Consider the following 24,302-nt stretch of genomic DNA (forward strand, 5'->3'; position numbering starts at 1 on the left):
CAAGCGCGATGGACGAAGCATCGGAAAGGCTCGCGCAGGTACGGTCGAGCATTGCGAAAGCGGCAAGGCTTGCCGGTCGGCAAGCTGGCGAGGTGACCTTGATCGCCGTCTCCAAAACCTTTGGAGCGGACGCGATCGAGCCGCTCGTCGTCGCCGGCCAGCGCCATTTCGGAGAAAACCGCGTCCAGGAGGCCAGCGCGAAATGGCCGGAACTCCGAAAGCGCTTTCCTGACATCCGCCTCCACCTCGTCGGCCAGCTCCAGTCGAACAAGGCTGAGGAGGCCGTCGGCCTGTTCGATGCCATCCACTCGGTCGATCGCCCTTCCGTCGTGGCGGCCCTCGCCAAGGCCATGGAGCGGGCCGATCGACGACCCGACTGCTTCATCCAGGTGAATATCGGTGACGAGCCGCAGAAGGGCGGCTGCGCCGTCGCCGACCTTCCGAAGCTGATGGTGGAAGCGCGCTCGGCCGGACTGCCCGTCGCAGGCCTGATGTGCATCCCACCTGCCGATGTCGAGCCGGCCCCCTATTTCGCTTTGCTCGCGAAGCTCGCGCGGCGCCATGACGTCACTGGCCTGTCGATGGGCATGTCGAGCGACTATGAAACGGCCGTCATGGTCGGCGCCACTCACGTGCGTGTCGGGACGGCCCTGTTCGGAGTGCGACCGACGGCAGCTGATGAGGCTGCGGACGCCAGCCCCATCGCCCCGGAGAACCCATGAGGTACGACGATCGCGTCTACCCGCTGATCATCGGTCCGGGGGACCGATGAGGTACGACGATCGCGTCTACCCACTGATCATCGGTCCGGGGGACCGATGAGGTACGACGATCGCGTCTACCCACTGATCATCGGTCCGGGGGACCGATGAGGTACGACGATCGCGTCTACCCACTGATCATCGGTCCGGGGGACCGATGAGGTACGACGATCGCGTCTACCCACTGATCATCGGTCCGGGGGACCGATGAGGTACGACGATCGCGTCTACCCACTGATCATCGGTCCGGGGGACCGATGAGGTACGACGCGATCATCTTCGACTTCGACGGGGTGCTGATCGAAAGCGAGTTCGTCGGCAACAGGCAGATCGCCGAATATCTCACCGCGATCGGGCATCCGACCAGCGTCGAGGAATCGATGAACAACTTCATGGGACTGTCGGGACGCGACTTTCTCGAGGCGATCGAGCGCTGGATCGGCCGCACGCTCCCCGAGGATTTCCATGTTGCCCGGGCACGGGAAGATGCCCGAGTTCTCGCCGAGGGCGTCGAAGCCGTCGCCGGAGCGATCGCCTTCATCGAGAGCCTGCCTCCCGGCCTTCCTCGGGCGATCGCCTCCTCCAGCTCCGTGCGATGGATCGAGCGCCACCTCGACCATCTCGGGCTGAGCCACCATTTCGGGGACAAGATATTCAGCGGCCGCGAGCATGTTGAACGCGGCAAGCCCGCGCCGGACCTGTATCTCCACGCCGCGGCCTCGCTTGGCGTCGACATCGGTCGCACGGTGATCATCGAAGACTCGCCCGTGGGCGTGCAGGGCGCGCTCAAATCGGGAGCGGACGTCATCGGACTATGTGCCGGACAGCATTGCCTGCCGGGCCACGCCGATCGGCTACGCTCGCTCGGCGTTCGATCGATCGCCCACAATTTCGACGAGGTGGCGACGCTGATCTTCTGAGCGCGATCGCGGAGCCGGTAAAGGGCGCGATCAGGGGCAAAGCCGACGCTACGCCCCGTCAAAGCTGATGTCCGCTGCGATCCCGTTTGGTCGCCAGATAGGCGCGATTATGCTCGCCCGGATCGATCTTCAAAGGCACCCGCTCGACGACTGAAACACCCTCGGCTTCAAGGGCCTCCACCTTTCGCGGATTGTTGGTGAGCAGCCTCACCCGACTTCGTCCGAGCTTTTCCAGCATTCGGGCAGCGACGGCAAAGTTTCGCTCGTCGTCGTCAAAGCCCAGCCGGAGATTGGCGTCCACGGTGTCGAAGCCCTGGTCCTGGAGCGCATAGGCCCTCAGCTTGTTGACCAGCCCGATGCCGCGACCCTCCTGGCGCAGATAGAGCAGAATGCCCCATCCCGAGCCGGCGATGGAAGCGAGCGCGTCGGCCAGCTGGGGACCGCAATCGCATTTCAGCGAACCCAGCGCATCGCCGGTGAGGCACTCGCTGTGCACCCTGACGAGGGGCGGCGAATCCGAAGGCTCGCCGAGCACCAGCGCAACGTGCTCGGCCGTATCGCCGTCCGACCGGAAGGCGACGATGTCCGACCGCTCGGCGAAGCGAGTCGGCAGTCGCGCACGCGAGACGATCCGCAGGTCGTCGCCCCGGCCGAACGCCATGACGTCACTCGCCGAGACGCTGGCTTCGGCACCGCCCGTCCGGCGCGTGAAGACCGCCGGCAGGAGACCGGCGAGCCGAGCAAGCCGAAGGGCCGCGCGCGCCGTCGGGGGCGAGCAGAGCGGTGCCGTTTGAAACGGTCCTTTCAGCGGATTTGCGAGATCGAGGGCCGGATCGGCAATCGCCGCTGCCGTCGCCAGGTCGATCCAGGAACTGCGCCGGATCAGCACCGGATCGGTGGGAAGCGCTTCGCGCTGGTTGGTCAGCTTCAGGGTGACGGCGCGGTTGCCGGAAATCAGGATGTCGGCCCTTCGATCGCCATCGAATTCGGCAAGGGCCTCGTCGCCGGCCGTTTCGATCGCAAGGAAGCGGATATCGTCCACCGCCACCGGCCAGCCGCGGCGGAGGGCGTCGATCGCGCGGGCAACCTCCCGCGCGCCGTTCAAATTTCGAATTCCGTCATGAGCGGCACATGATCCGAGGGCCGCGTCCAGTTGCGGCAGGGTTCAAAGACTTGATGGCTCCTGGCGAGGGCCGCAACGTCCTTCGTGGCCCACATATGGTCGAGGCGCCGGCCGCGGTCATTCTTGGTCCAATCCGGAGAGCGATAGCTCCACCAGGTGAACAGGCGCTGCGGCGCCGGCACGAACTGCCGGCCGAGATCGACCCAGTCGTTGCTTTGCTGAAGACGGGTGAGCGCTTCAACTTCGACGGGCGTATGGCTGACGACATTGAGGAGCTGCTTGTGGCTCCACACGTCGCATTCGAGGGGCGCCACGTTGAAGTCGCCAACGATGATGGTCGGGCAGGCACAGGCTTCCGACCAGCGGGTCATCCGCTCGATGAAGTCGAGCTTCTGGCCGAATTTCGGGTTCTGGTTTCGGTCGGGAACGTCACCGCCGGCCGGAACGTAGACATTTTCGAGGCGAATCCCGCAGTCCAGCCGGACGCCCACGTGGCGAGCTTCGCCATTGGCCTGCCAGTCGAGACGCTCATCCTCGCGAATCGGCACTCGACTCGCAATGGCGACCCCGTGATGCATCTGCTGACCGCAGATGATGATGTGGTTGTAGCCGAGGCGGCGGAACAGGCCTTCGGGAAAGTCGGAATCGCGGACCTTCGTTTCCTGCAGGCAGAGAATGTCGGGGCTCTCTTCGATCAGGAACTTTTCGACGATCTCCACCCGAGCGCGAATGCTGTTGATATTCCAGGAGGCGATTTTGAGGGTCGAGGGCATTGGCGCGGGCTTAACGGCAGGAATCCTGAGTGTCGATGACGGGGTCCGTCGCGGAAACGGAAAGGCCCCCGCTCCGGGGGCGTGGAGCGGAGGCCTACCAAGCGTTCTCACGCGAGGTCAATCGCGGAGCGGTAATCCGGGCAACAGGGGGAAAACCCGAAAGCCCGCTCCGCAATTGCAAATCACTATCTAATAGTGAGCACCTGTCGCCTCGATGAACAATTCGCCTAGCCGCGAGGCCCGCGACGCCGGGGATCGCGATAAGTGAACAGGTTGTCGGCGACGGCGACGTTGAAGCGCTGATTGGACAGCCTGACGCTGGTCAGGTTGTTCTGCGCATCGACCGTGTTCCAACCCTGCAGGGTCAGCCCGGCTGGAGCTCCGGGAACCTTGGCGAAGGCAATGGTGATCGTTCCGAACTCGCGCCTGCGCGGATCGCGGGCCTCGATCATCAGGACCTGATCGTCGTTCCGCACCACACGGGCAAAGCGACTGAGATCCTGGCTCGGATTGAGCAGGACGGAAAGCGGCGAATCCCCGATCGGCCAGCGCTGGACCTGATTGACGTCATAATCGACGAAGGCGAGGGCCCGGCCGTCGCCTACCACGAGCATGTTGGCGCTCCGGCCATAGTCGAACCGGATCTTGCCAGGGCGCTTGATCGCGAGCGACCCGCGAAGAGTCTGGCCGCCCCGCCCGGTCTGGGTGAAAGCAGCGGTCATCGTGTTGACGGCGCGGAGATGGGCCTGCACCTGTGACAGACCCTGGTTCGACTGCGCGACGACCGGCGCCGGGGCCAGCACGGCAACGCCGATCGGTACGGTCGCCAGTGCGAGTGCGCTGAAACGCAGCATGTTCATTCCTCCAAATTCGGCAGATGTTGCGCCGGATATGGCGTCGCGGGCTTGAATGCCCAGTGAACCCGGGGGTTCCCGCAGGTCAGGGGTCCGGGGATGGCCTCAGGCGATCGGTCGACCTTCGGGATCGATAAGAACCTCGCGTCGGCCAACATGATCGGGCGCGCTCACGAAGCCTTCCTTTTCCATCCGTTCGATCAGCCGCGCCGCGTTATTATATCCGACGCGAAGCTGGCGTTGCAGATAGGAGGTCGATGCCTTCTGGCTCTCGGCTACGACCTGCACCGCCTTGCGGAACAGCTGGGTTTCGGCGTCGTCCTCGCCGACGGGCTGGCCTTCGAACATGTAGCCGCCATCCTCGGGCTCTTCGGTGACCGCCTGGATATAATCGGGCGCTCCCTGCCCGCGCCAGTGATCCGCAACGGCGCGCACCTCCTCGTCGCTGACGAAGGGGCCGTGCACTCGGGCGATCTGTTTGCCGCCGGGCATGTAGAGCATGTCGCCCTTGCCGAGCAGCTGCTCTGCCCCCTGTTCGCCGAGGATGGTTCGTGAATCGATCTTTGAAGTGACGGCGAACGAAATTCGGGTCGGCAGGTTGGCCTTGATGACCCCGGTGATGACGTCGACCGAAGGGCGCTGGGTCGCCATGATCAGGTGAATTCCGGCCGCGCGCGCCTTCTGGGCGAGGCGCTGGATCAGGAACTCGACTTCCTTCCCGGCGGTCATCATCAAATCCGCAAGCTCGTCGACGACGACGACGATCTGCGGCAGAACCTCATATTCGAGCTCTTCCATCTCGTAGCGGGGCTGCCCGGTCTCGGGATCGTAGCCGGTCTGCACCCGTCGTCCGAGCGGCTGCCCCTTCATCTTGGCTTCGCGCACCTTGGCATTGAAGCTGGAAAGCTGGCGGACCCCCACCGAGGCCATCATCCGATAGCGCTCTTCCATCTGCTCCACGGTCCATTTGAGCGCCCGGACAGCCTTTCCTGGCTCGGTGACAACAGGCGCAAGCAGATGCGGGATGTCGTCGTAAACGCTCAGTTCGAGCATCTTCGGATCGATCAGGATCATTTTGCACTGCTCCGGGGTCAGTCGGTACAGCAGTGACAGGATCATGCAGTTGAGGCCGACCGACTTGCCCGAGCCGGTCGTGCCGGCCACCAGCAGGTGCGGCATCGGCGCGAGGTCGGCGACCACCGGATCGCCGGCGATATTCTTCCCCAGGATGATCGGCAGCTGGGCAACATGGTCCTCGAAGGCCGGACTGGCCACCAGTTCCGAGAAGCTGACCATCTCGCGCTTGGCATTGGGCAGCTCGATTCCGATCACGCTTCGGCCGGGGATGGTCGCCACTCGGGCCGAAAGGGCCGACATGTTGCGGGCGATATCGTCGGCAAGCTGGATGACTCGGCTGGCCTTGATTCCGCTTGCCGGCTCGAGCTCGTACATCGTCACTACCGGTCCGGGACGGACTTCGACGATCTCGCCTTTGACGGAAAAGTCCTCGAGCACCGATTCGAGCAGGCGGGCGTTGCGTTCCAGCGCCGCCTTGTCGAGCGCGACATTGGCCGGCGGCGGCGCCGGGTTGAGCAGATCGATCGACGGCAGCGCGAAACTGTCGCCGAGGGCGAGCGAGGGCTGCCGCTCGCGGAGCGGTCTTCGCGGGGCTTCGCTCGGGCGCGAACGCTCGGCAATGACCGGCGCTCGAGACTCCGCCGGAGCGACCACGGGAGTCCGTGCCGGACGTTGCTGGGGCTCCGGCCGTTCCGGTTCATCCTCCACAAACTGCCGCTGCGGAAGGCGGCGACTGGCAAGCCAGCGTCGCTCTTCCACCGACAGTCCAAGTCCGGCGAGGCAGAAAGCCAACCCGCCCGCCGCCGCAAGTGCCACCGCGGCGATCCGGAATGGTTCGACGATGCCCTGGTCGCCCAGCGCGGCCAGCCCGATCTCGGCCAGATTGCCGAGACCAAGACCGATCGCCCCTCCCCATCCCGCAGGAAGACCGCTCACCGCTCCGCCGACCAGCAGACCGGCGGCTGCACCGATGAGCGAGATACCCAGCACCGTCAGGACGAGCGAGCGAAGCCATCTTCCCGGCTCTACGCCGCGAATGAGCCTGAGCCCGATCACGAACAGAAGCGGCAGGATCAATCCGCCCGGCGGTCCCATCAGGCTCAGGATCAGGTCGGCCGTCCAGGCACCGATTTCGCCCATCCAGTTTCCGACCGGCCCGCCGGAGGCGGTGTTGAGCGACGGATCGCTCGGCCGATAGCTGAGCATCGCCACGAGTGCGAACAGCGCTCCGAGGCTCAGCGCCAGACCGCCGACAAAGGCACCGGAGCGCCGGGCTGCCGAGCGAAGCGATTCGCGCCATCGCGCCATCCGGCTCATGGCCGGTGCCTTCTGCGCTGTTGCTGTCGCCATTCCCGTGCCCCAAATGTTCCCCTGCCTCTAATGCGCTTCGGCGGAGACACCGGTCAAGCGCTTGGCGTTGCAGCCTTGCATCGCTACAGCGGGAAAATGGACCGCGCTGACGTGATCATCCTCGGCGGCGGCCTGGTCGGCCTGACGCTCGCCATCGCGCTGGACCGGCATGGGCTGACCAGCATCGTCATCGATCCGGCGGATCCGCAATCCCAGCTGACGCCCCAATATGACGGCCGAGCCACGGCAGTTTCGAGCTCCTCCTGGCGAATGCTTCAAGCGATCGGAATCGGTGATCGCCTGAGCGGCAAGGGCTGTCCGATCGAATCGATTCGGGTGAGCGACGGGCTCAAGTCGGGGGCCATCCTGTTCGATCCGGATCCCGACGACGATCCGCTGGGAAGGATGTTCGAAAATCGGCTGCTTCGAGCGGCGTTGCGCGACTGCGCCATTGCGGCCGACGGGGTGAAGCTGCTGATGCCTTCCCGCCCGGGTGAGATCGTCCGCGACGGCAATGGCGTTCGCGTGGCGTTGGAGGACGGGCGCCTGGCGGCTGCGCCCCTCCTCGTCGGCGCGGAAGGTCGCAACTCGCCGATCCGGGAAGCGGCAAATATTCCGATCGCTCGCTGGAGCTACGACCATGTCGCGATCGTCGCGACCGTGGCGCATGAGCGATGGCACGAGAATGTCGCCTATGAAATCTTCTACCCGGAAGGGCCGTTCGCAATCCTGCCGATGCTTTCCGCCGAGGATGGTCGGCAGCGTTCGGCGATCGTCTGGTCGGTCTCCGCCGACGATGCTCCGGCGATTCTCGATCTGCCGGACCGGGCGATCGCGCATGAGATCCGCAAGCGAATGGGGGGCTTCCTCGGTGATGTCTCGCTCGCCGGCCCCCGCTGGAGCTACCGGCTCGGCTTCCACCATGCCGCCCAGATTACTGCGGAGCGGCTCGCCCTGGTCGGGGATGCCGCGCATGGGATCCATCCGATTGCCGGGCAGGGTCTGAACCTGGGCTTCCGGGATGCCGCGGCTCTCGCCGAAGTGCTTGTCGAAGGCGCTCGGCTCGGCATGGACCTCGGCGATGCGCAGCTTCTCGATCGCTACCGGCGCTGGCGAAGCCTGGATACGTTCATGGTTGCCTTCGCCACCGACGGACTGACGCGTCTCTACGGAGTGCCGGGGCGCGCCGCTTCGGCCATCCGTCGCTTCGGCATGGGTGCGGTGCAGCGGATCGGCCCACTGAAGAACCGCCTGATGGCGGAGGCCCGCGGGGAGACGGGCGACCTGCCACTGCTGCTCCGTGGACTGCCGATCTAGCGCGTGCTGACCGTTTCGCCAGTCTGTCTCACGACCGTCTCCTCAACCCGCGAGCCGCGTGACATGAAGAAGGTGCCGGCCCGAACGCGACGGGGCGCGCCGTCGCTCATGGCCGCAACGACCGCGCCTTCTCCACCAGCATGACCGGAGTTCCGTTCCGGATCGGGAAGGCGAGCCCGGCGGCTTCCGAAACAAGCTCCTGCCTCACCTCGTCATAGCGCAAGGGGGTACGCGTGACCGGACAGACGAGTATCCGGAGCAATTCCGGATCGAGACTCATTGCAGGGTCTCCGGACCATCGGCGCCGCCGGGCGCCATGCGCTGGAACTGCATGAACTGGACGAGCAGGTCGGCGCGGCAGGCGAGGTCCGGCGCCTCCAGAAGCGCCTGCTTGGATCCGATATCGAGCGGGGCGATCTGGCAGATGCTGTTCACGAGCATCTCGTCATCCAGCCGGGCGACCGAATCCCAGTCGACTCCATAGCCCAGCGATTCGGCATAAGCGCGGGCTTCGCGCTCGACTTCCGCCCGCTGGGCGAGACCGAGAACCGGGTCAGGGTCTTCGTCGAACCCCTGCCGGTCGGCGTCGACCTGGCGGTAGGGCGTCGCGACTTCGGCTTCGCGTGCGACACGAAACCGGCTCAACCCCTCCAGAACGATGTTGAACCGTCCGTCCTCCAGTTCGTCGCACGCCGAGATCCGGCCAATGCAGCCGATGTCGAACAAAGGGGGCGGTTCTTCGCTGGTGCGCGGCTGAACCATCGCGATCAGCCGATTGCTGGCCAGGGCATCGCGAACCATGGCCTGGTAGCGCGGCTCGAAGATGTGGAGCGGAAGCTGACTTCGAGGGAAGAGAATGGCTCCAGCGAGCGGAAAGATGGGAAGCCGGAGGAGCGCGGGATTCATCTCAGCCGAACAGGATGGCGGAAAGCCGTCGGCGTTGCTGCGCGGCCCAGGGATCTTCCAGTCCGACGGCTTCGAGCAGCTGGAGCAGGCGAATCCGCGCCGCACCCTCATTCCACTCGCGATCGCGCCGAACGATCTCGAGCAGCTCGTCGGCAGCCCGATCGCGCTCGCCGCGGCCCATCAGCGCCCCCGCAAGTTCGAAGCGGGCGTCGAGATCCTCCGGGTCGGCCGCGACTCGCGCTTCCAGATCCGACGATTCGGCGGCCGGAGCGATTTCGGCCAGAGCCAGAGCAGAACGTGCGCGGCCGAGGGCCGGGTCCTTGGCGGCCTTTTCCGGGGCGCCGTCGAGCAGGCTTCGAGCCTCGTCCAGCTTGCGTTGCGCGATCAGCGCTCGGGCGAGGCCGGAAATCACCTCCGGATGCTCGGGCGCCATTTCCATGATCTGATGGAAGATGTTCTCGGCCCGCGCGGCATCGCCGCCCTCGAGCACGTCTTCTCCCATCGCAATCAGCGGCTCGACCTCTTGCTCCACCTGCTGCGCTTCGCCCTGGATCGGAAGCTGTGCGAGGATCTGGTCGAGCGTCCGGGATAGCTGGCCTTCGGTTCGAGCCGACGACAGGTCGGCGACGGGCTGACCCTGGAACAGCGCGTAGACGGTGGGTATCGACTGGATCCGGAACTGGGCGGCGATGAACTTGTCCTCGTCGACGTTGATCTTGACCAGCTTCACGCCGCGATTCGCATAGTCCGCCGCAACCTTTTCGAGCACCGGAGTGAGTTGCTTGCACGGACCGCACCATTCCGCCCAGAAGTCGACGATAACCAGCGAAGTCATGCTGGGTTCGACCACGTCCCGACGGAATTTTTCCACCGCCTCGCGGTCGGCTGCGCTCAAGCCCAATGTCGCCACTTCTATCGTCTCCGAAGCATTTGTCTGTTGCCCGAGGACAGAATCGTCCCAGGCCAATCGGCCGAGATGAGTATTCTGGCCTCAATATACTTGGCCTCGAGATAGTCGAGAGCCTGATTCTCGCCGTCGCCGAAGCGCGTGGGCGCTTCGACCTCAGCCAATCGCAGGCTCTATGTGGGATGGCGGCGGTGTCTGCCAAGCCCGCCTGGAGGGTGCTCGACCAACCCGAAGCAGGAGCCGGGAGGACGGGCTTGCGGGCGCGGGACTCCCATGCTAGCAGCCGCCGCCTTACCCGGACCGGTCAGCCCGGTTCCGCCGAGAGCGGGCGTAGCTCAGGGGTAGAGCACAACCTTGCCAAGGTTGGGGTCGAGGGTTCGAATCCCTTCGCCCGCTCCAGTTCCTTTCTCCAGGTCGGGCGACTGCCATGAAAAGATCTGCGTCACTTGCGCTCGCCGGCGCCTTGCTCGCGATGGCGGGCTGCGGCCCGTCCGATTCGGAGCGGCTTGCCGACATGGCCAACGAAGTGGACTCCGCTCGTCAGGCCGAGCTCAACGCCCCTTCCCCTCGGTCGGTCACCACCGATTCCGGGCTTCGCTTCGAGACTCTCTCGCCCGGCAACGGCCCACGGCCCCAGATGGGGCAGCCGGTACTCGTCACATATGAGGGGCGCCTCGCCGACGGGACGATGTTCGATTCGAGCAGTGAGCCAGTGCAGATGGTCGTCGGCCAGCTGATCCCCGGGTTCAACGAAGGGCTGCTGCTGATGAATCGCGGCGGGCGCTACAGGCTGCGAATCCCGCCGCAGCTCGGCTATGGCGAGCAGGGCGCCGGCGGAGTCATTCCGCCAAACGCCGAACTCGATTTCATCGTCACCCTCGTCGACGTCGGCGGCGCCGCTCCGCCGCAGCTCCTCCCGCCGCAGCAATAGAGTTCCCCTGCCGGGGGCGGTTCACGCTCCCAGCCACTGGACCAGGGCCGCCGTCACTTCCGCGGGCTTCTCGATCGCCGACAGGTGACCGCTCCCGGGCACAATCACGAGCCGGCAATCGGGGATAGATTCGGCCATCTCCCGGGCACGTTCGGGCGGGGTGACCTGGTCGCCTTCTCCTACCAGCACGAGGGTGGGGCAGCGAATCCCGCCAAGGTCCGGACGCGAGTCGGGACGCCCGATGATCGCCATTTGCTGGCGGACGAAGGCTTCGGCACCGGTTTCCTCCGCCATCTGCCGGACAAGCCGGCGCAGTTCTTCGTCATTCACGCGCGACTCGTGGACCAGCCGCGGGAACAAGGTGTCGATCACCTCGAGGTAGCGGCCGGAGCGCGCGGCTTCGATCTGCTCGCCGCGGATCTTCGTCTGCTCCGGGAGGTCGGGTCGAGCCGAGGTGTCGAGCAAGGCGAGCCTGGCCACGCGCTCCGGCGCCTGGCGCATGATCTCGAACGCGAGATAGCCTCCCATCGAGAGACCAAGAAGGGCGAATCGTGGTGGCGCGTCGGCTAGGATCCTCCGGGCGAGGCCTTTCATGCTGGCGTCGCGCCGGTGGTCGGCCACGCTTACGGGGCCGAATTGCCAAAGCGCGGGAAGCTGACCGGCGTAGAAGCGCGGAGTGAGGAACAGGCCCGGGATGAGGACGGTCGGCAAGGATTCCATTTCGTCAGCTCCTTCGGCGTTGGGACGGCAGCGGAACGCTTTGCGCTGATCCGCCGTTTGGCGGCCATGAGCGTTCAACTCGAGACGTTAGACGCGTCGGTCTTCGAGCCGCCGCCCGAGGCCGTCGACTTCTATGTCGAGAGTCTGAGAATGCTGTCGGACACCCAGTACCGTTTCCTCCTGTCGGGCACCTATGCCTTGTCATGCTATACCGGCATCACCCGTCCCACCAAGGACCTCGACATATTCTGCAAGCCGTCGGACGCTCCCAAGATCCTGAGCTTCTTCAAGAGCCAGGGTTACCGGATCGAGATCGAGGACGAACGCTGGATCGGCAAAGTCTGGCGCGACGATAATTTCTTCGACGTCATCTACAACATTTCGACCGCGAGCATTCCGATCACCGACGAATGGTTCAGGGAGGTCTACGAGGTCGAGGTGTACGGAACGACCGTCCGGATCACTCCTCCGACCGAGTTCATCCTGTCCAAGCTCTTTCTCCAGGACCGGTACCGGTATGACGGCGCGGATGTCGCCCATGTCATTCTGAAAAAGCATGAGGAGATCGACTGGCACCGACTGCTCAATGCGATGGAACTCTATTGGGAGGTGCTGCTGATCCATCTCCTCAATTTCAGGTTCATCTATCCCACCGAGCGGGACTGCATTCCGCGCTGGCTCTTCGACGAGTTGATGGAGAGACTGCAGGCGCAGGCGCAGATGCCGGCGGCCCAGATGAGGATCTGCCGCGGACGATTGTTCAGTCCTCGGGACTATATCACCGACATTGCCGAATGGGGCTTTGCCGACGTCGTCGGCAAGGGGATCGAAGAAAAGCATGAACGAAACCACAAGTGACACCATCACGCTCGCGGCGGTCGGCGACCTCCATGTCACCGAGACCAGCGAGCATCGCTACCGCGACCTGTTCGCCGAAATCTCGGCGGAAGCGGACGTGCTTGCGCTCTGCGGCGACCTTACCAATTTCGGCAAGCTGCGCGAGGCGGAAATCCTCGCCGAGGATCTGAGGCATTGCACGATCCCGACCGTCGCCGTGCTTGGCAACCATGACTATGAGTGTGGCCAGGCTGAAGAGGTGGCGAAGATCCTCCACGGCGCCGGAGTGACCGTCCTGGGCGAACAGGCGGTGGAGATACTGGGCGTCGGCTTCGCCGGCGTGAAAGGCTTCCTTGGAGGCTTCGGCCGGGGCGAACTCGGCGCTTTCGGCGAAGCTCCCATCAAGCAATTCGTCGATGCGGCACTCGATGAGGCTCGCAAGCTCGAAAATGCGTTGCGAACGCTCCGCACCGACCGGACGGTCGCCGTGCTCCATTATTCTCCGGTGGCGGACACGGTCGAAGGCGAGCCGCTGGAAATCTACCCCTTCCTGGGCTGTTCCCGGCTCGCCGATGCGATCGACCGCTTCGAGAATGTTCGAGCGGTCGTTCACGGCCACGCTCATCGCGGGCGCCACCGGGGGCGCACGCCGCGGGGGACGCCGGTCTACAATTGCGCGATCATGGTCGCCGAGGCCGAGCTGTCGAGGCCCTACGCCCTGATCGAAGTCTAGGGCTGGGGCTGAGGCTGGGGCTGGGGCGCCGCCTCCGGCGAGGGAGCGGAGGTCGACGAACTCCGGCCCGTTCGCGGCTCCAACAAGGCTGCCGTTTCGATTGCGTCCAGGGCACGGCGGGCAATCACGTAGCGGCGCGCGTCGGCGATCCATTCCCGGGCATTCTCCCGCCCCGGCAGCCGCAAGACTTCGGCGAGAGCGACGTCGACCTGTCCGGCCTCCAGTCGCCGAGTGGCCCGGCGCAGCCGCTCGCGCGGCTCCGGAGACGGGGTGCCCTCACGACGCACGGTGACGAGATTGCCGAGTTCCGAGCGAAGTGCTTTCCACCAATTCTGCTGCGGTCCCGCTCCGGTCAGCTGAGGCGCGACTTCCTGCAGCCCCTCCTGGAGATCCTGAAGGGTCACCGGCTCGCGAGCCGCGCTGATGATCGTTCCGACCGCCTGCGGCTGAGTGGCCGCGAAACGCTGGCGAAGCAGGGCCTCCAGATAGCCGAGCGGCACACCGCGATCGAGCGCCCGCCGAGCCGCGAAGGCGACGAGCAGTCCCTCGGCGCGATCGGCATTGCCGACCGCGGCGCGCGACTGGGTGTCGATCTGCGCGATCCTCTGCTCCAGCTGAGTCACCCGCCGAGTGATTTCCGGATCGATGACGATACGCTGCGGCTCCGTCGGGCCTTCCGATGGCGCCGGCACCTGTGCGGTGACCTGTTGCGACGGCTGATTGGTGGGTTCAGGCAAGCCTTGCGGCTGAGCTTCCTCCGGCTGGACCGGAGCAGGCGCAGCCTCGGTCCTGCTCTGGAGCCCAAGCCAGCTGGCGGCGACATCCCAGCGCGTCAGCGCCCAGCCCATTGCCGCCAGGCCGAGCAGGAAGAAGAGCAGGGCCAAGAGAATATAGATGAGCGGAGAGCGCCGCCGAGGCATCGCTTGAGTTTCCAGAGGCTCGTATTCGCCGTTCATTCGCCGCCGTTCTGGCACAGCTTGGAAGCAAGCTCCAGCATCGCGAGGTCGCACGGAGCTTCGGCTGCCTCGGTCGAACGCCAGCCCGTCCCGGCGGCGGCTGCTGCCGAAGGGCTGATGGCGACGATCCGCACCCCGGATCGTCGGTCTCCGACGAGCTGGCCGAAGATGGCCGCCGCACGCGGCGAGTGGATCAGCGCGACCACTCCTTCCTCGACCGCGCGCCGGGCCTGTTCGGGAAGTCGATCCCCGGCATCCGCGCTGTAGACCGGAACACGGGCGACCTGGACTCCCGGACGGGACAGTTCGACATGGTCGCGCCCGCAAGGGTGGAAGACGCGCCCGATTCCGTCGCCGGCCATCATCTCCAGCAGCATCGCGCCGTCGCCGGAGCCGACGCGGATCTCACCGAAGCCGAAGGCCTTGGCCGCAGCTGCACTGCGCTGTCCAACAGCATAGCAGGGCAGGCGACGGAATGGCGTCAAGCCCCGGCCGGCGAACCGCACCGCATTGGCGCTCGTCAGCATGACCGCGTCGAACTGGTCGAGTGGCGGCGGCACCCAGTCGATCGGCCTCAAGGTGAAGAGCGGAGCGACCACCGGATCAAGGCCGATCGCCGACGCGCGTTCAGCGGTGCGGTCGGCGTCCGGCTGCGGCCGGAGGATCAGGATTTTGGTCATCCCTCGAACATCGAGCGAAGTGCGGGGCTGGCCTGTTCCAGCAGCCGGCGGGCCAGCCGCCCGGGTTGGTCGTCTTCGCCGGCCCGGACCTCGCGGCCATCCGGATCGAGTATCTCCGCTCGGAGCCAGGTTTCTTCCCCGTCGCAGCGGGCCTGGGCGGCCACCGCCGAGCGACAGCCGCCACCCAGTGCCAGAAGGAAAGCGCGTTCCGAGTCGACACATGAGTGGGTGTGGCGATGATCGATCGCTTCGACGAGCCGGCCGACGTCCCTGTTTCCGGCCAGCACCTCGACTCCGACCGCACCTTGAGCCGGTGCGGGAAGCAGGTCCACCGGCACGCCCACGTCGATCCGGAGCCGGTCGAGCCCGGCTGCGGCCAGCAACGTGGCGTCGGCCTCGCCTCGCTCCAGCTTCGCAAGGCGCGTCTGAACGTTTCCGCGGATGGTGACGATGTCGAGATCGGGTCGACGCGCCAGCAACTGGGCGCGGCGGCGCGGGGAGGACGTTCCTACCCGGGCTCCCGGCGGAAGAGCCTCGACGCTGGTCGCGCCGACCAGCCGGTCACGCGGATCGGCCCGCGGCAGCATCGCCGCGATGATCAGACTGTCCGGCCGGATGGTCTCCACATCCTTCATCGAATGGACGGAAAGATCGGTTCGACCGTCAACCAGGCACCGGTCCAGCTCCTTCGTCCACAAGGCCTTTCCACCGACCTCTGCGAGCGGACGATCCTGGATTACGTCTCCGGTCGTGGTGATCGGGACGATCTCGACCGCATCTTGGTCCCAGCCATGGGCCGAGCGGAGGGCGTCGGCAACCATATCGGCTTGGGCGAGCGCCAGGGGTGAGCCGCGAGTGCCGATGCGCAGGGGTCGGGATAAGGGCGTGGGCATGCGGCGCTTGTGCTAGCCGCTGGGGGAATGGCAGGGAAGGGCACGATGAGTCTGATCCTCGGCATCGAATCGAGCTGCGACGAGACGGCGGCCGCGCTGGTGGCTTCCGACCGGCGAATCCTTGCTCATCGACTCGCCGGACAAGAGGCGGCGCACCGTCCCTATGGTGGGGTCGTTCCTGAGATCGCGGCCCGGGCGCATGTGGAGATCCTGCCGCAACTGATCCAGGACGTATTCGCTCAGGCTTCGGTCCGTCTCGGCGACGTTGACGCAATCGCCGCGACCGCCGGGCCAGGCCTGATCGGCGGAGTCATGGTCGGCCTCGTCACCGCCAAGGGGCTGGCGCTCGCGGCCGGCAAGCCGCTGATCGCCCTCAATCACCTCGAAGCCCATGCCTTGTCACCGATGCTGAGCGATCCGGATCTGGAGTTTCCCTATCTTCTGCTGCTCGTCTCCGGCGGTCATTGCCAGCTGCTCTTCGTCGAGGACGTCGGCCGATATCGCCGTCTCGCGACGACGATCGACGACGCTGCCGGCGAAGCCTTCGACAAGACCGCCAAGATGCTCGGGCTCGGCTATCCCGGCGGACCTGCGGTCGAGCGTTCGGCGGCGAAGGGAGATTGCCGGGCCGTTCCCCTTCCCAGGCCGCTGGTCGGATCGGACGAGCCCCATTTTTCCTTTGCCGGTCTGAAGAGCGCGGTGATGCGAGCACGCGAATCCGGCCGCTATGACGAATCCGACATCGCCGCTTCCTTTCAGCAGGCGGTGGTGGACTGCCTTGTCGACCGGACGGCTCGGGCGCTGGAAAGAGCGCGCGGTGCTACCGCTCTGGTTGTCGCCGGAGGGGTTGCCGCCAACCAGGCGGTCCGTCAGGCCCTTACCCAGCTTGCCGCCAGCAGGAACCTGCCGTTCGTCGCCCCTCCGCTTTGGCTATGCACCGACAATGCGGCGATGATCGCCTGGGCCGGTGCCCTGAGGTTCGAGCGCGGCCTCGTCGACGGACTCGATGCGCCGGCGCGCGCTCGCTGGCCGCTCGATCCCGACGCCGAGAGGGCGCGTGGCGCCGGAGTCAAAGCGTGAAGATCGGGGTCATAGGCGCTGGCGCCTGGGGAACCGCGCTGGCGCAGATCGCCGCTTCGGGAGGCGAGGAGACTCTCCTCTGGGCGCTCGAGCCGGAAGTGGCCGAATCGATCAACCGACGCCGGGAGAATCCGCTCTTCCTTCGCGGAATTTCCCTCAATCCGGCGATCCGGGCGACGACGGACCTTGAGGAGCTTGGCGCGTGCGACGCCTTCCTTGTCGTAACGCCCGCACAGCATCTGCGATCGGTGCTCGGCCGGATGCCGGGCACCGACAAGCCCCTGGTCCTGTGCGCCAAGGGTATCGAGGATCGGAGCGGGCTGCTGATGCACGAAGTCGCAGCCGAGATCCTGCCGAGGGCGCCGATCGCCGTCCTTTCCGGGCCGACCTTCGCTCATGAGGTAGCGGCCGGGCTTCCGACGGCGGTGACCCTCGCGGCGGAGGATCGCGAAATGGGACGGCAAGTGATCGCCCGAATCGCCCGGCCCTTCTTTCGGCCCTACCATTCGGACGATGTTGCCGGAGCCGAAGTGGGAGGAGCGGTCAAGAACGTGCTCGCCATCGCCTGCGGGGTCGTCGAGGGAAGAAAGCTCGGCCTCAATGCTCGCTCGGCTCTGATCTCGCGAGGCTTCGCGGAGATGACCCGATTCGGATTGGCCAAGGGCGCTCGCCCGGAAACGCTGGCCGGACTGGCCGGCCTCGGCGATCTCGTCCTCACTTGCTCGTCGACGAGTTCGCGCAACTTCAGCCTCGGCAAGGGCATTGGGGAAGGGGCCAGGCCAGCGGACCTGCTCGCCGATCGCCGCACCGTCGCGGAAGGGGCCTTCACCGCGCCGGTCCTCCATCGGGCCGCCGAGAGGCTCGGGGTGGACATGCCGATCGTCGCCGCGGTCTGCGCCCTCCTCGCCGAGGAGGCATCGGTGGATGACGTCGTGGCCCAGCTTCTCTCTCGCCCGCTGAGGCCTGAAGGCGTCTGATCCGAGCTCAGAAGTCCCAGCAGATACCTTTGCTTTCCCAGTCGCCGTAGCGCGTGGGCTCCTTGCCCTTGGGACCGCCGCTCTCCTGGGCCTCCACGGGTTCGCCGGGCCGCGGAACGGGCGGGCTCTTCGACAGGTGAGCGGGCGGCTTCAAGTGCGATGGGCGCTGTCCGGCCATTTCGATTCCGTTTGAATTCGGGAAGGTTCGAACCCACATTTCGGGCGTGGAGGACCGGAAAGCAAGATGAGCACCTGGAACGGCTTGAAGACCATGATGCTGCTGGCGGCGCTGACCGCCTTGTTCATGGGACTGGGCTACACGATCGGCGGCTCGGGTGGCGCTCTGATCGCCTTCCTGTTTGCCGCCGGAATGAACCTTTTCACCTATTGGAATGCCGACAAGATTGTTCTGCGGATGCACAATGCGCAGGAGGTGGACGCCCGGACCGCGCCCCAGCTCTACGGGATCGTCAGCAGCCTGGCCGATCGCGCACAATTGCCGACTCCCCGCGTCTACCTGATCGAATCCCCGCATCCCAACGCCTTCGCCACCGGCCGCAATCCCAAAAATGCCGCCGTGGCCGCGACGACCGGGCTGCTTGGACTGCTCACTCGCGAGGAAGTCGAAGCGGTGATGGCGCACGAACTTGCGCATGTGAAGAATCGCGACACGCTGATCATGACGATGACCGCGACCATTGCCGGCGCGATCTCGATGCTCGCCAATTTCGGTCTGCTGTTTGGCGGCGGCAACGACAATCGCGGCGGCAATATCGTCGCGATGCTGCTCGCGGTCCTGGTCGCTCCGTTCGCGGCGATGATCGTCCAGCTCGCAATCAGCCGAACTCGCGAATATGGCGCGGACCGGGGCGGCGCCCTGATCTGCCGGAACCCGCGAGCGCTGGCCTCCGCCTTGGCGAAGCTTCATTCCGGGGCGGCTCGGATCCCCAGCCCGGTGGCCGAGCGCAATCCGGCGACGGCTTCGCTTTACATCGTTCCCGGCCTGAGCCGAGGAGACAGCCTCTTTTCGACTCATCCCGCCACCGAGAACCGGATCGCCGCGCTCGAGGCGATGGCCCAGGAACTGGGACTGCACTCGCCTCCGCCGGTCGCGGGAGGCGGCCGAACCCCTCCGCCGATCGCCGCGGTTCCGCGGACGCGCCGCGCTTCCAGCGCGCTTGACCCGCTCGGCAGGCGCGGCTGAGCCGGGCCGATCCGCCAGGCACGGCTACTCGCCGTGCCGCCTTGCGCCTGCTCGACGCGGTGCTCCGCAAGGGGTTGCCGCTGGAAGCGGCGCTCGACGGCGCCGCGCGCGAACTCGATCGAACCGACGACCGTGCCCTGGCCCATGCGATTGCCGCGGAAACGCTTCGGCGGCTCGCGGATCTGGATGCGCTGATCGACCGCGCGACAGCGAAAAGACTGCCGGACGATGCGAAGGCGCGTTCTGCGCTTCGGGTGGCTCTGGTGCAGGCGCTGGTGCTCGGCACGCCGGCTCATGCCTCGATTTCGACGGTTCTGCCGCTGGTCGACGGCGGCCCGCGCCGGCTGGTCCATGGCGTCTTCAGCACCGTGCTCCGGAAGGGCTGGACCCTGCCGGAGGTTCCGACGCTGCCGGAGCCGGTTGCCGAACGTTGGCATTCCGCCTGGGGGCAGGAAGTCGTGGCGGCCGCGGCTCGACTGATCGCTTCCCCTCCGCCGCTGGACCTGGCCTTTCCCGTCGATGGCATCCCGCCTGACCTGGAAGGCATCAGCCTGATGCCGGGACATTTGCGGATCCCTCGTGCCGGGGCAGTCGCGGGTCTCACAGGCACTGGAGAGCAAGCCGGGTCTTTCAGGGCAGGACGTTGGTGGGTCCAGGACATTGCCGCCTCGATGCCGGCGCGCCTGCTCGGCAGTGGAGAGGGCAGAAACGCTCTCGACCTTTGTGCTGCGCCGGGCGGCAAGACGATGCAGCTGGCCGCCGCCGGCTGGCGGGTGACCGCCGTCGACGTGTCGGAAAGTCGCCTTGCGCGACTTTCCGAGAATCTGGGCAGGACCGGACTCGATGCGCAGGTCGTCGTGGCCGATGTCCTGAAATGGAAGCCGGCGGCTCCCGTCGATGCGATCCTGCTCGACGCGCCCTGCTCTGCGACCGGGATCTACCGCCGTCATCCCGACGTCCTTCACAGAGTGCGAAAGGGCGCCGTCCTTGCCCTGGCCGAGGTCCAGAAGTCGATGCTCGCCCGGGCAGCGGACTGGCTGAAGCCGGGCGGGCGGATGATCTATTCCGTCTGCTCCTTGGAGCCCGAAGAGGGCGAAGCCGTCGCTGCCGACTTCCTCGCCCGGCGGCCGGACTATAAGAAGGAGGAAGAGCGGCGCATCCTCCCGGGGACGTTCGAGCAGGAAGGCGGCGCCGACAGCTTCTTCATCGCAGGTTTCGTGCGCAGCTAGTTGGGGATAAGTCGCGGGTTTCCTTGCCCCCCGAGTCGCGCGGGTGTTAGGATTCCGCCGTGCAGCAGACGATCCGAATTTCCCCATCCATCCTGTCCGCCGATTTCGCTCGTCTCGGCGAGGAGGTTCGTGCCGTCGACGAAGCTGGCGCGGACTGGATCCATGTCGATGTGATGGACGGCCATTTCGTTCCGAACATCACGATTGGACCGGCGGTGGTGAAGGCGCTGAGGCCGCACACCGCGAAGCCGTTCGACGTTCATCTGATGATCTCGCCGGTCGATTCCTACCTGCAGGCCTTCGCCGATGCCGGGGCGGACATCATCACCGTTCATCCGGAGGCGGGACCGCACCTGCATCGCACGATCCAGGCGATCAGGGCTCTTGGAAAGAAGGCCGGGGTCTCGCTCAATCCGGCGACGCCGGCCAAGGCGCTCGACTATGTTCTCGAGGAAATCGACCTCGTTCTCGTGATGAGCGTCAATCCGGGATTTGGCGGCCAGAGCTTTATCGACAGTCAGTTGAGGAAGGTGGAAGCGATCCGCAAGCGGATCGATCAACTGGGCAAGCCGATCGATCTCGAGGTGGACGGCGGGATCGACCAGTCGAACTGCCGCCGAGTGATCGATGCGGGCGCCGACGTTCTCGTCGCCGGCACCGCGACCTTCCGAGGCGGCCCGGCCGTCTATGCCGAAAATATCAGGAGGCTTCGGGGATGAGCCTTCTCAAGCGGGTCGATGCCGAGGACGGAACCCTTGAAATCGAGCCGGGCAAGAGGCTGATCCGAGTTGGCGACGACCGCGGGCTTTCCCTTTTCGAGCGGCTCAACCATCGCCTTCACCGCCTCGCCTGGCGGACTCCGCTCCACAAGCTGAGGCTTCGCGGCAAGGTACCGCTGCGGCTGTTGGCGGTGCCGAAGGATCCGATCGCCGGCGACAGGGCGGCCGGCGAATCCCTGCTGGGCGGCCAATTCAGCCACAACGGCACGAATGTACCGGTGAAGGGGTTCGACTATTCGACGGTCGGCCTGCCTGCCGACTTCTGGGATTATCTGCAAAGTTTCGCCTGGCTCCGGGACCTCGCAGCCGCGACGACTCGCGAACGGGGCGCAAAGGCTGCCGAAGAGATTACTCGCCAGTGGATCGCGATTTTCGGCGACCAGGTCGGGTCGACCGCCTGGCGCGGCGATCTCTGGGGTCGCCGGATCCTCTTCTGGACCGCTTATGCGCCGTACATCCTGTCGAGTTCCGACCTGGTTTATCGCTCCTCGGTCCTCCACACTTTGGCTCGGGGCGCACGCCATCTCGAGCGCAGTGCCGACAAGGTCCTCCCAGGGCTGCCGCGCCTCCAGGCGTGGAGCGGAGTGATTGCCGCGGCCCTGGTGGTGCAGGGTGGGCCGGCGCGCCTCAGGACGGGCGAGTCGGGCCTTACCCGGGCGCTCGCGCTCGCGCTGCACGATGATGGAGGATTGTTCAGCCGATCGCCGCTCGAGCAGCTCGCCCTTGTCGAAACGCTCGGTCAGCTGCGCGCGGTCTATATCGCCGGGCGGCGAGACGTGCCGGAATGGCTTGCCGAAATCCTGGCGTCCGCGCTCGGTGCGCTTCTGGCGGCGACCCTTGGCGACGAGAGCCTGTCGGCTTGGCAGGGAGGGAATATGGGATCCCGGCGCCGGCTGCTCGCCGCGATCGAAGGATCGGGCATGTCGGCTCGGCCGCTTCGGCAGTCCCGCGGCTGGGGCTACCAGCATCTCCAGGCGAAAGGCAGCGTGCTCGTCTTCGACGCCGCGCCACCACCGCCGCCGCGCGCCTTGTCGGGCGGCTGCGCCTCAACTCTCGCCTTCGAGTTCAGCGACGGGCCCAACCGGCTGATCGTCAATTGCGGCGGTGCCGGCGACTCGAAAGGAGCGCTTCCGCCGGAACTCGTCCAGGCGCTTCGAACCACCGCCGCACATTCCACGCTGACCCTTGGGGACTGCAATTCGACAGCGATTCACGAGGACGGTTCGCTCGGCAAGGGGGTGGCGGAGGTCGAGATGTCGCGCGACGACACCGCCGGCATCCTTCGCGTCGAGGCCACCCATGACGGCTATGTCCGACGGTTCGGGCTGCTTCACGAACGCCGCCTGACCTTGTCATCCGATGGACGCCAGCTGTCCGGCGAAGACCGGCTCCACCTGGCGGGCAAGAAGCGGCGTCGCGCGGAGGGCATCGTCTTTGCCGTTCGCTTCCATCTCGCACCGGCGATCGAGGTGACGACGACCGCCGACGGCCAGGGCGCGCTGTTGCGCGTGCGTGGCGGCGCGGTATGGCAGTTCCGCTGCCGCGGCGGACGGCTCTGCGTCGAGGAAAGCCTGTGGGTGGACGGCGCGGCCCGTCCGCACCCGACGCTTCAGCTGGCCATACTCGGCGAAACCCCCGCCGAGGGCATGACCATCTCCTGGGAATTAAAACGGGCCCGTTGAGTCCCGAGCGCAGAGGAAGAAAATGTCGGACGTGAAGATCACGCGCGCCCTCCTGTCCGTGTCCGACAAGACCGGGCTTGTTGAGCTTGGCGAGGCGCTGGCACGGCACGGAGCCGAGCTCGTCTCCACCGGCGGCACTGCCGCGGCGTTGCGGGAGGCGGGCCTCGCCGTACGCGACATATCCGAGCTGACCGGTTTTCCCGAAATGATGGACGGGCGGGTCAAGACCTTGCACCCGAAGGTCCATGGCGGCCTGCTCGCGGTTCGCGACGACCCCCAACATGCTGCCGCGATGGAAGCGCATGGGATTGGCGTCATCGACCTGGTCGTCGTCAACCTCTACCCTTTTGCGCAAACGGTGGCCCGCGGCGCCGGGCGCGACGAGATCATCGAGAATATCGACATTGGCGGCCCCTCCATGGTTCGGTCGGCGGCGAAGAATCATGCCTATGTCGCCATTGTCACCGATCCAGCCGACTATGGCGAGCTGATCGCCGCACTGGACGAGAGCGGCGGAATGACGTCGCTGGCCCTGCGCAAACGCCTGGCGGCGAAAGCCTTTGCAGCCACGGCCCGATATGATTCGATGATCGCCTCCTGGTTCGCGTTCGCCGACCAGGAGCAAACCTTTCCGGATACCCTGCCGGTGGTGATGAGGAGGGGCGAAGCGCTTCGCTACGGCGAGAACCCGCACCAGCAGGCGGCGCTCTATCTTCCGACCGGGCCTCACAGCCCGGGAATCTCCCAGGCCCGACAGGTCCAGGGCAAGGCGCTCTCCTATAACAACTACAATGATGCCGATGCGGCGCTCGAGCTGGTCACCGAATTTCGCGATTCCGGTCCGGCCTGCGTGATCGTCAAGCACGCCAATCCTTGCGGCGTCGCCGTCGGGACCAGCCTCGTCGAAGCCTATGAAGCGGCCTTCGCCTGCGACTCGGTGTCGGCCTTTGGCGGAATCATTGCGGTCAACCGGCCGCTCGATGCCGCTTCGGCCGAGGCGATGACCCGGATCTTCACCGAGGTGGTGATCGCACCCGATGCTGACGAGGCCGCTCGCGAGATCTTCGCGCGAAAGAAGAACCTGCGGCTCCTGCTGACGGGCGACCTGGCCGATCCTGCCCGGCCCGGGCTGACGCTGAAGTCCATCGCCGGCGGATTTCTGGTTCAGTCCCGCGACAATGGCCGACTCGCCCGCGATCAGCTTCAACTGGTCACGAGGCGGGCACCGACGGAGCAGGAAATGTCTGATTGCCTGTTCGCCTGGACCGTCGCCAAGCATGTGAAGTCGAATGCCATCGTCTACGCCAAGGGCGGCTCGACCGCCGGCATTGGTGCGGGACAGATGAACCGACTCGAATCGGCCCGGATCGCCGCCTGGAAAGCGAAGGACGCGGCAGAGAAGGCCGGCTGGGCGGAGCCGAGAACCATCGGCTCAGCCGTGGCTTCGGACGCCTTCTTCCCCTTTGCCGACGGCCTGCTTGCCGCCGCGGAAGCGGGAGCGACGGCGGTGATTCAGCCGGGCGGATCGATCCGCGACGAGGAAGTGATCGCGGCGGCCGACGAAGCGGGACTGGCGATGCTGTTCACCGGAATGCGGCACTTCCGGCACTGAA

25 protein-coding genes and 1 tRNA gene are annotated in these 24,302 nt (G+C 66.0%); 14 read left to right on the forward strand and 12 right to left on the reverse strand.

The features are described from left to right. Positions 1 to 8: 8 nt before the first annotated feature. Positions 9 to 722, forward strand: a complete 714-nt coding sequence (locus ACRYLT_RS05000) for a YggS family pyridoxal phosphate-dependent enzyme (protein WP_482663004.1) — start codon at positions 9 to 11, stop codon at positions 720 to 722. Between the two features lie 296 nt (positions 723 to 1,018). Then, positions 1,019 to 1,681 (forward strand): HAD family hydrolase, encoded by a 663-nt coding sequence (locus tag ACRYLT_RS05005; protein ID WP_482663005.1) that lies wholly within the window; start codon positions 1,019 to 1,021, stop codon positions 1,679 to 1,681. Between the two features lie 58 nt (positions 1,682 to 1,739). On the opposite strand, the gene ribA is transcribed toward ACRYLT_RS05005, so the two are convergent. The 4 genes from ribA to ACRYLT_RS05025 form a co-directional block, all read right to left on the reverse strand. Next, positions 1,740 to 2,786, reverse strand: a complete 1,047-nt coding sequence (ribA, locus tag ACRYLT_RS05010) for a GTP cyclohydrolase II (RefSeq protein WP_482663006.1) — start codon at positions 2,784 to 2,786, stop codon at positions 1,740 to 1,742. Next, positions 2,783 to 3,577 (reverse strand): exodeoxyribonuclease III, encoded by a 795-nt coding sequence (locus ACRYLT_RS05015; RefSeq protein WP_482663007.1) that lies wholly within the window; start codon positions 3,575 to 3,577, stop codon positions 2,783 to 2,785. The genes ribA and ACRYLT_RS05015 overlap by 4 nt, the downstream gene beginning before the upstream one ends. 227 nt (positions 3,578 to 3,804) lie before the next feature. Then, complete coding sequence (locus ACRYLT_RS05020) at positions 3,805 to 4,431, reverse strand: LolA family protein (protein WP_482663008.1); 627 nt, start codon at positions 4,429 to 4,431, stop codon at positions 3,805 to 3,807. A 105-nt stretch (positions 4,432 to 4,536) separates the two neighbouring features. Then, a complete protein-coding gene (locus ACRYLT_RS05025; protein WP_482663009.1) occupies positions 4,537 to 6,825 on the reverse strand; it encodes a DNA translocase FtsK in 2,289 nt (762 codons plus the stop codon). A gap of 129 nt (positions 6,826 to 6,954) precedes the next feature. On the opposite strand from ACRYLT_RS05025, the gene ACRYLT_RS05030 reads away from it, so the two are divergent. Next, on the forward strand, positions 6,955 to 8,175 hold the full coding sequence (locus ACRYLT_RS05030) for an FAD-dependent monooxygenase (protein ID WP_482663010.1): 1,221 nt from the start codon (positions 6,955 to 6,957) through the stop codon (positions 8,173 to 8,175). Between the two features lie 106 nt (positions 8,176 to 8,281). Here ACRYLT_RS05030 and ACRYLT_RS05035 read toward each other — a convergent pair whose 3' ends face one another. From ACRYLT_RS05035 to ACRYLT_RS05045, 3 genes are read right to left on the reverse strand one after another with little or no spacing between them, the layout of a single operon-like run. Further along, positions 8,282 to 8,455 (reverse strand): Trm112 family protein, encoded by a 174-nt coding sequence (locus ACRYLT_RS05035; protein ID WP_482663011.1) that lies wholly within the window; start codon positions 8,453 to 8,455, stop codon positions 8,282 to 8,284. Continuing rightward, positions 8,452 to 9,081, reverse strand: coding sequence for an LON peptidase substrate-binding domain-containing protein (locus ACRYLT_RS05040; protein ID WP_482663012.1), 630 nt, complete (start codon positions 9,079 to 9,081; stop codon positions 8,452 to 8,454). The genes ACRYLT_RS05035 and ACRYLT_RS05040 overlap by 4 nt, the downstream gene beginning before the upstream one ends. A gap of 1 nt (position 9,082) precedes the next feature. Beyond that, positions 9,083 to 9,991 (reverse strand): tetratricopeptide repeat protein, encoded by a 909-nt coding sequence (locus tag ACRYLT_RS05045; protein WP_482663013.1) that lies wholly within the window; start codon positions 9,989 to 9,991, stop codon positions 9,083 to 9,085. 321 nt (positions 9,992 to 10,312) lie between these two features. Between ACRYLT_RS05045 and ACRYLT_RS05050 the strand changes: the two genes are divergently transcribed. Together ACRYLT_RS05050 and ACRYLT_RS05055 are read left to right on the forward strand one after the other, a co-directional pair. Continuing rightward, positions 10,313 to 10,387 (forward strand) — tRNA-Gly (locus ACRYLT_RS05050). Positions 10,388 to 10,415: 28 nt separating this feature from the next. Beyond that, positions 10,416 to 10,919, forward strand: coding sequence for an FKBP-type peptidyl-prolyl cis-trans isomerase (locus ACRYLT_RS05055; protein WP_482663014.1), 504 nt, complete (start codon positions 10,416 to 10,418; stop codon positions 10,917 to 10,919). A 21-nt stretch (positions 10,920 to 10,940) separates the two neighbouring features. On the opposite strand, the gene ACRYLT_RS05060 is transcribed toward ACRYLT_RS05055, so the two are convergent. Then, positions 10,941 to 11,639 (reverse strand): alpha/beta fold hydrolase, encoded by a 699-nt coding sequence (locus tag ACRYLT_RS05060; RefSeq protein WP_482663015.1) that lies wholly within the window; start codon positions 11,637 to 11,639, stop codon positions 10,941 to 10,943. Positions 11,640 to 11,705: 66 nt separating this feature from the next. Between ACRYLT_RS05060 and ACRYLT_RS05065 the strand changes: the two genes are divergently transcribed. Then, positions 11,706 to 12,497 carry a nucleotidyltransferase family protein gene (locus tag ACRYLT_RS05065; RefSeq protein ID WP_482663016.1) on the forward strand — a complete coding sequence of 264 codons (792 nt, stop codon included), beginning with the start codon at positions 11,706 to 11,708 and terminating at the stop codon, positions 12,495 to 12,497. Then, positions 12,478 to 13,209 carry a metallophosphoesterase family protein gene (locus ACRYLT_RS05070; protein WP_482663017.1) on the forward strand — a complete coding sequence of 244 codons (732 nt, stop codon included), beginning with the start codon at positions 12,478 to 12,480 and terminating at the stop codon, positions 13,207 to 13,209. The genes ACRYLT_RS05065 and ACRYLT_RS05070 overlap by 20 nt, the downstream gene beginning before the upstream one ends. Here ACRYLT_RS05070 and ACRYLT_RS05075 read toward each other — a convergent pair. Genes ACRYLT_RS05075 through hemC form a run of 3 tightly spaced genes read right to left on the reverse strand, consistent with a single transcriptional unit; the run spans position 13,206 to position 15,738 of the window. Next, positions 13,206 to 14,165, reverse strand: a complete 960-nt coding sequence (locus ACRYLT_RS05075; RefSeq protein WP_482663018.1) for a hypothetical protein — start codon at positions 14,163 to 14,165, stop codon at positions 13,206 to 13,208. The two genes, ACRYLT_RS05070 and ACRYLT_RS05075, sit on opposite strands and share 4 nt — an antisense overlap. Next, entirely contained in the window at positions 14,162 to 14,845 is a 684-nt protein-coding gene (locus ACRYLT_RS05080) for a uroporphyrinogen-III synthase (protein WP_482663019.1), read from the reverse strand. The genes ACRYLT_RS05075 and ACRYLT_RS05080 overlap by 4 nt, the downstream gene beginning before the upstream one ends. Then, positions 14,842 to 15,738, reverse strand: coding sequence for a hydroxymethylbilane synthase (gene hemC / locus ACRYLT_RS05085; protein WP_482663020.1), 897 nt, complete (start codon positions 15,736 to 15,738; stop codon positions 14,842 to 14,844). Before hemC ends, ACRYLT_RS05080 begins: the two co-directional genes overlap by 4 nt. A gap of 45 nt (positions 15,739 to 15,783) precedes the next feature. Between hemC and tsaD the strand changes: the two genes are divergently transcribed. Beyond that, complete coding sequence (tsaD, locus tag ACRYLT_RS05090) at positions 15,784 to 16,818, forward strand: tRNA (adenosine(37)-N6)-threonylcarbamoyltransferase complex transferase subunit TsaD (protein ID WP_482663021.1); 1,035 nt, start codon at positions 15,784 to 15,786, stop codon at positions 16,816 to 16,818. Next, positions 16,815 to 17,795: an NAD(P)H-dependent glycerol-3-phosphate dehydrogenase gene (locus ACRYLT_RS05095; RefSeq protein ID WP_482663022.1), complete on the forward strand. Its 981-nt coding sequence runs from the start codon at positions 16,815 to 16,817 to the stop codon at positions 17,793 to 17,795. The genes tsaD and ACRYLT_RS05095 overlap by 4 nt, the downstream gene beginning before the upstream one ends. A 7-nt stretch (positions 17,796 to 17,802) precedes the next feature. On the opposite strand, the gene ACRYLT_RS05100 is transcribed toward ACRYLT_RS05095, so the two are convergent. After that, positions 17,803 to 17,973, reverse strand: coding sequence for a DUF1674 domain-containing protein (locus ACRYLT_RS05100; RefSeq protein WP_482663023.1), 171 nt, complete (start codon positions 17,971 to 17,973; stop codon positions 17,803 to 17,805). Positions 17,974 to 18,039: 66 nt separating this feature from the next. On the opposite strand from ACRYLT_RS05100, the gene htpX reads away from it, so the two are divergent. The 5 genes from htpX to purH are packed head-to-tail and all read left to right on the forward strand — an operon-like array spanning position 18,040 to position 24,301. Next, positions 18,040 to 18,999, forward strand: a complete 960-nt coding sequence (gene htpX, locus ACRYLT_RS05105; RefSeq protein ID WP_482663024.1) for a zinc metalloprotease HtpX — start codon at positions 18,040 to 18,042, stop codon at positions 18,997 to 18,999. Positions 19,000 to 19,040: 41 nt separating this feature from the next. Further along, a complete protein-coding gene (locus tag ACRYLT_RS05110; RefSeq protein ID WP_482663025.1) occupies positions 19,041 to 20,228 on the forward strand; it encodes an RsmB/NOP family class I SAM-dependent RNA methyltransferase in 1,188 nt (395 codons plus the stop codon). 59 nt (positions 20,229 to 20,287) lie between these two features. Further along, complete coding sequence (gene rpe / locus ACRYLT_RS05115) at positions 20,288 to 20,947, forward strand: ribulose-phosphate 3-epimerase (protein WP_482663026.1); 660 nt, start codon at positions 20,288 to 20,290, stop codon at positions 20,945 to 20,947. Further along, positions 20,944 to 22,689, forward strand: a complete 1,746-nt coding sequence (locus tag ACRYLT_RS05120) for a heparinase II/III family protein (RefSeq protein WP_482663027.1) — start codon at positions 20,944 to 20,946, stop codon at positions 22,687 to 22,689. The genes rpe and ACRYLT_RS05120 overlap by 4 nt, the downstream gene beginning before the upstream one ends. A gap of 22 nt (positions 22,690 to 22,711) precedes the next feature. Beyond that, the gene (gene purH / locus ACRYLT_RS05125; RefSeq protein WP_482663028.1) at positions 22,712 to 24,301 is read left to right on the forward strand and encodes a bifunctional phosphoribosylaminoimidazolecarboxamide formyltransferase/IMP cyclohydrolase; all 1,590 of its coding nucleotides are present in this window, start codon (positions 22,712 to 22,714) and stop codon (positions 24,299 to 24,301) included. Position 24,302: the final 1 nt, after the last annotated feature.

Source organism: Sphingosinicella sp. SM1-17 (assembly GCF_056821765.1).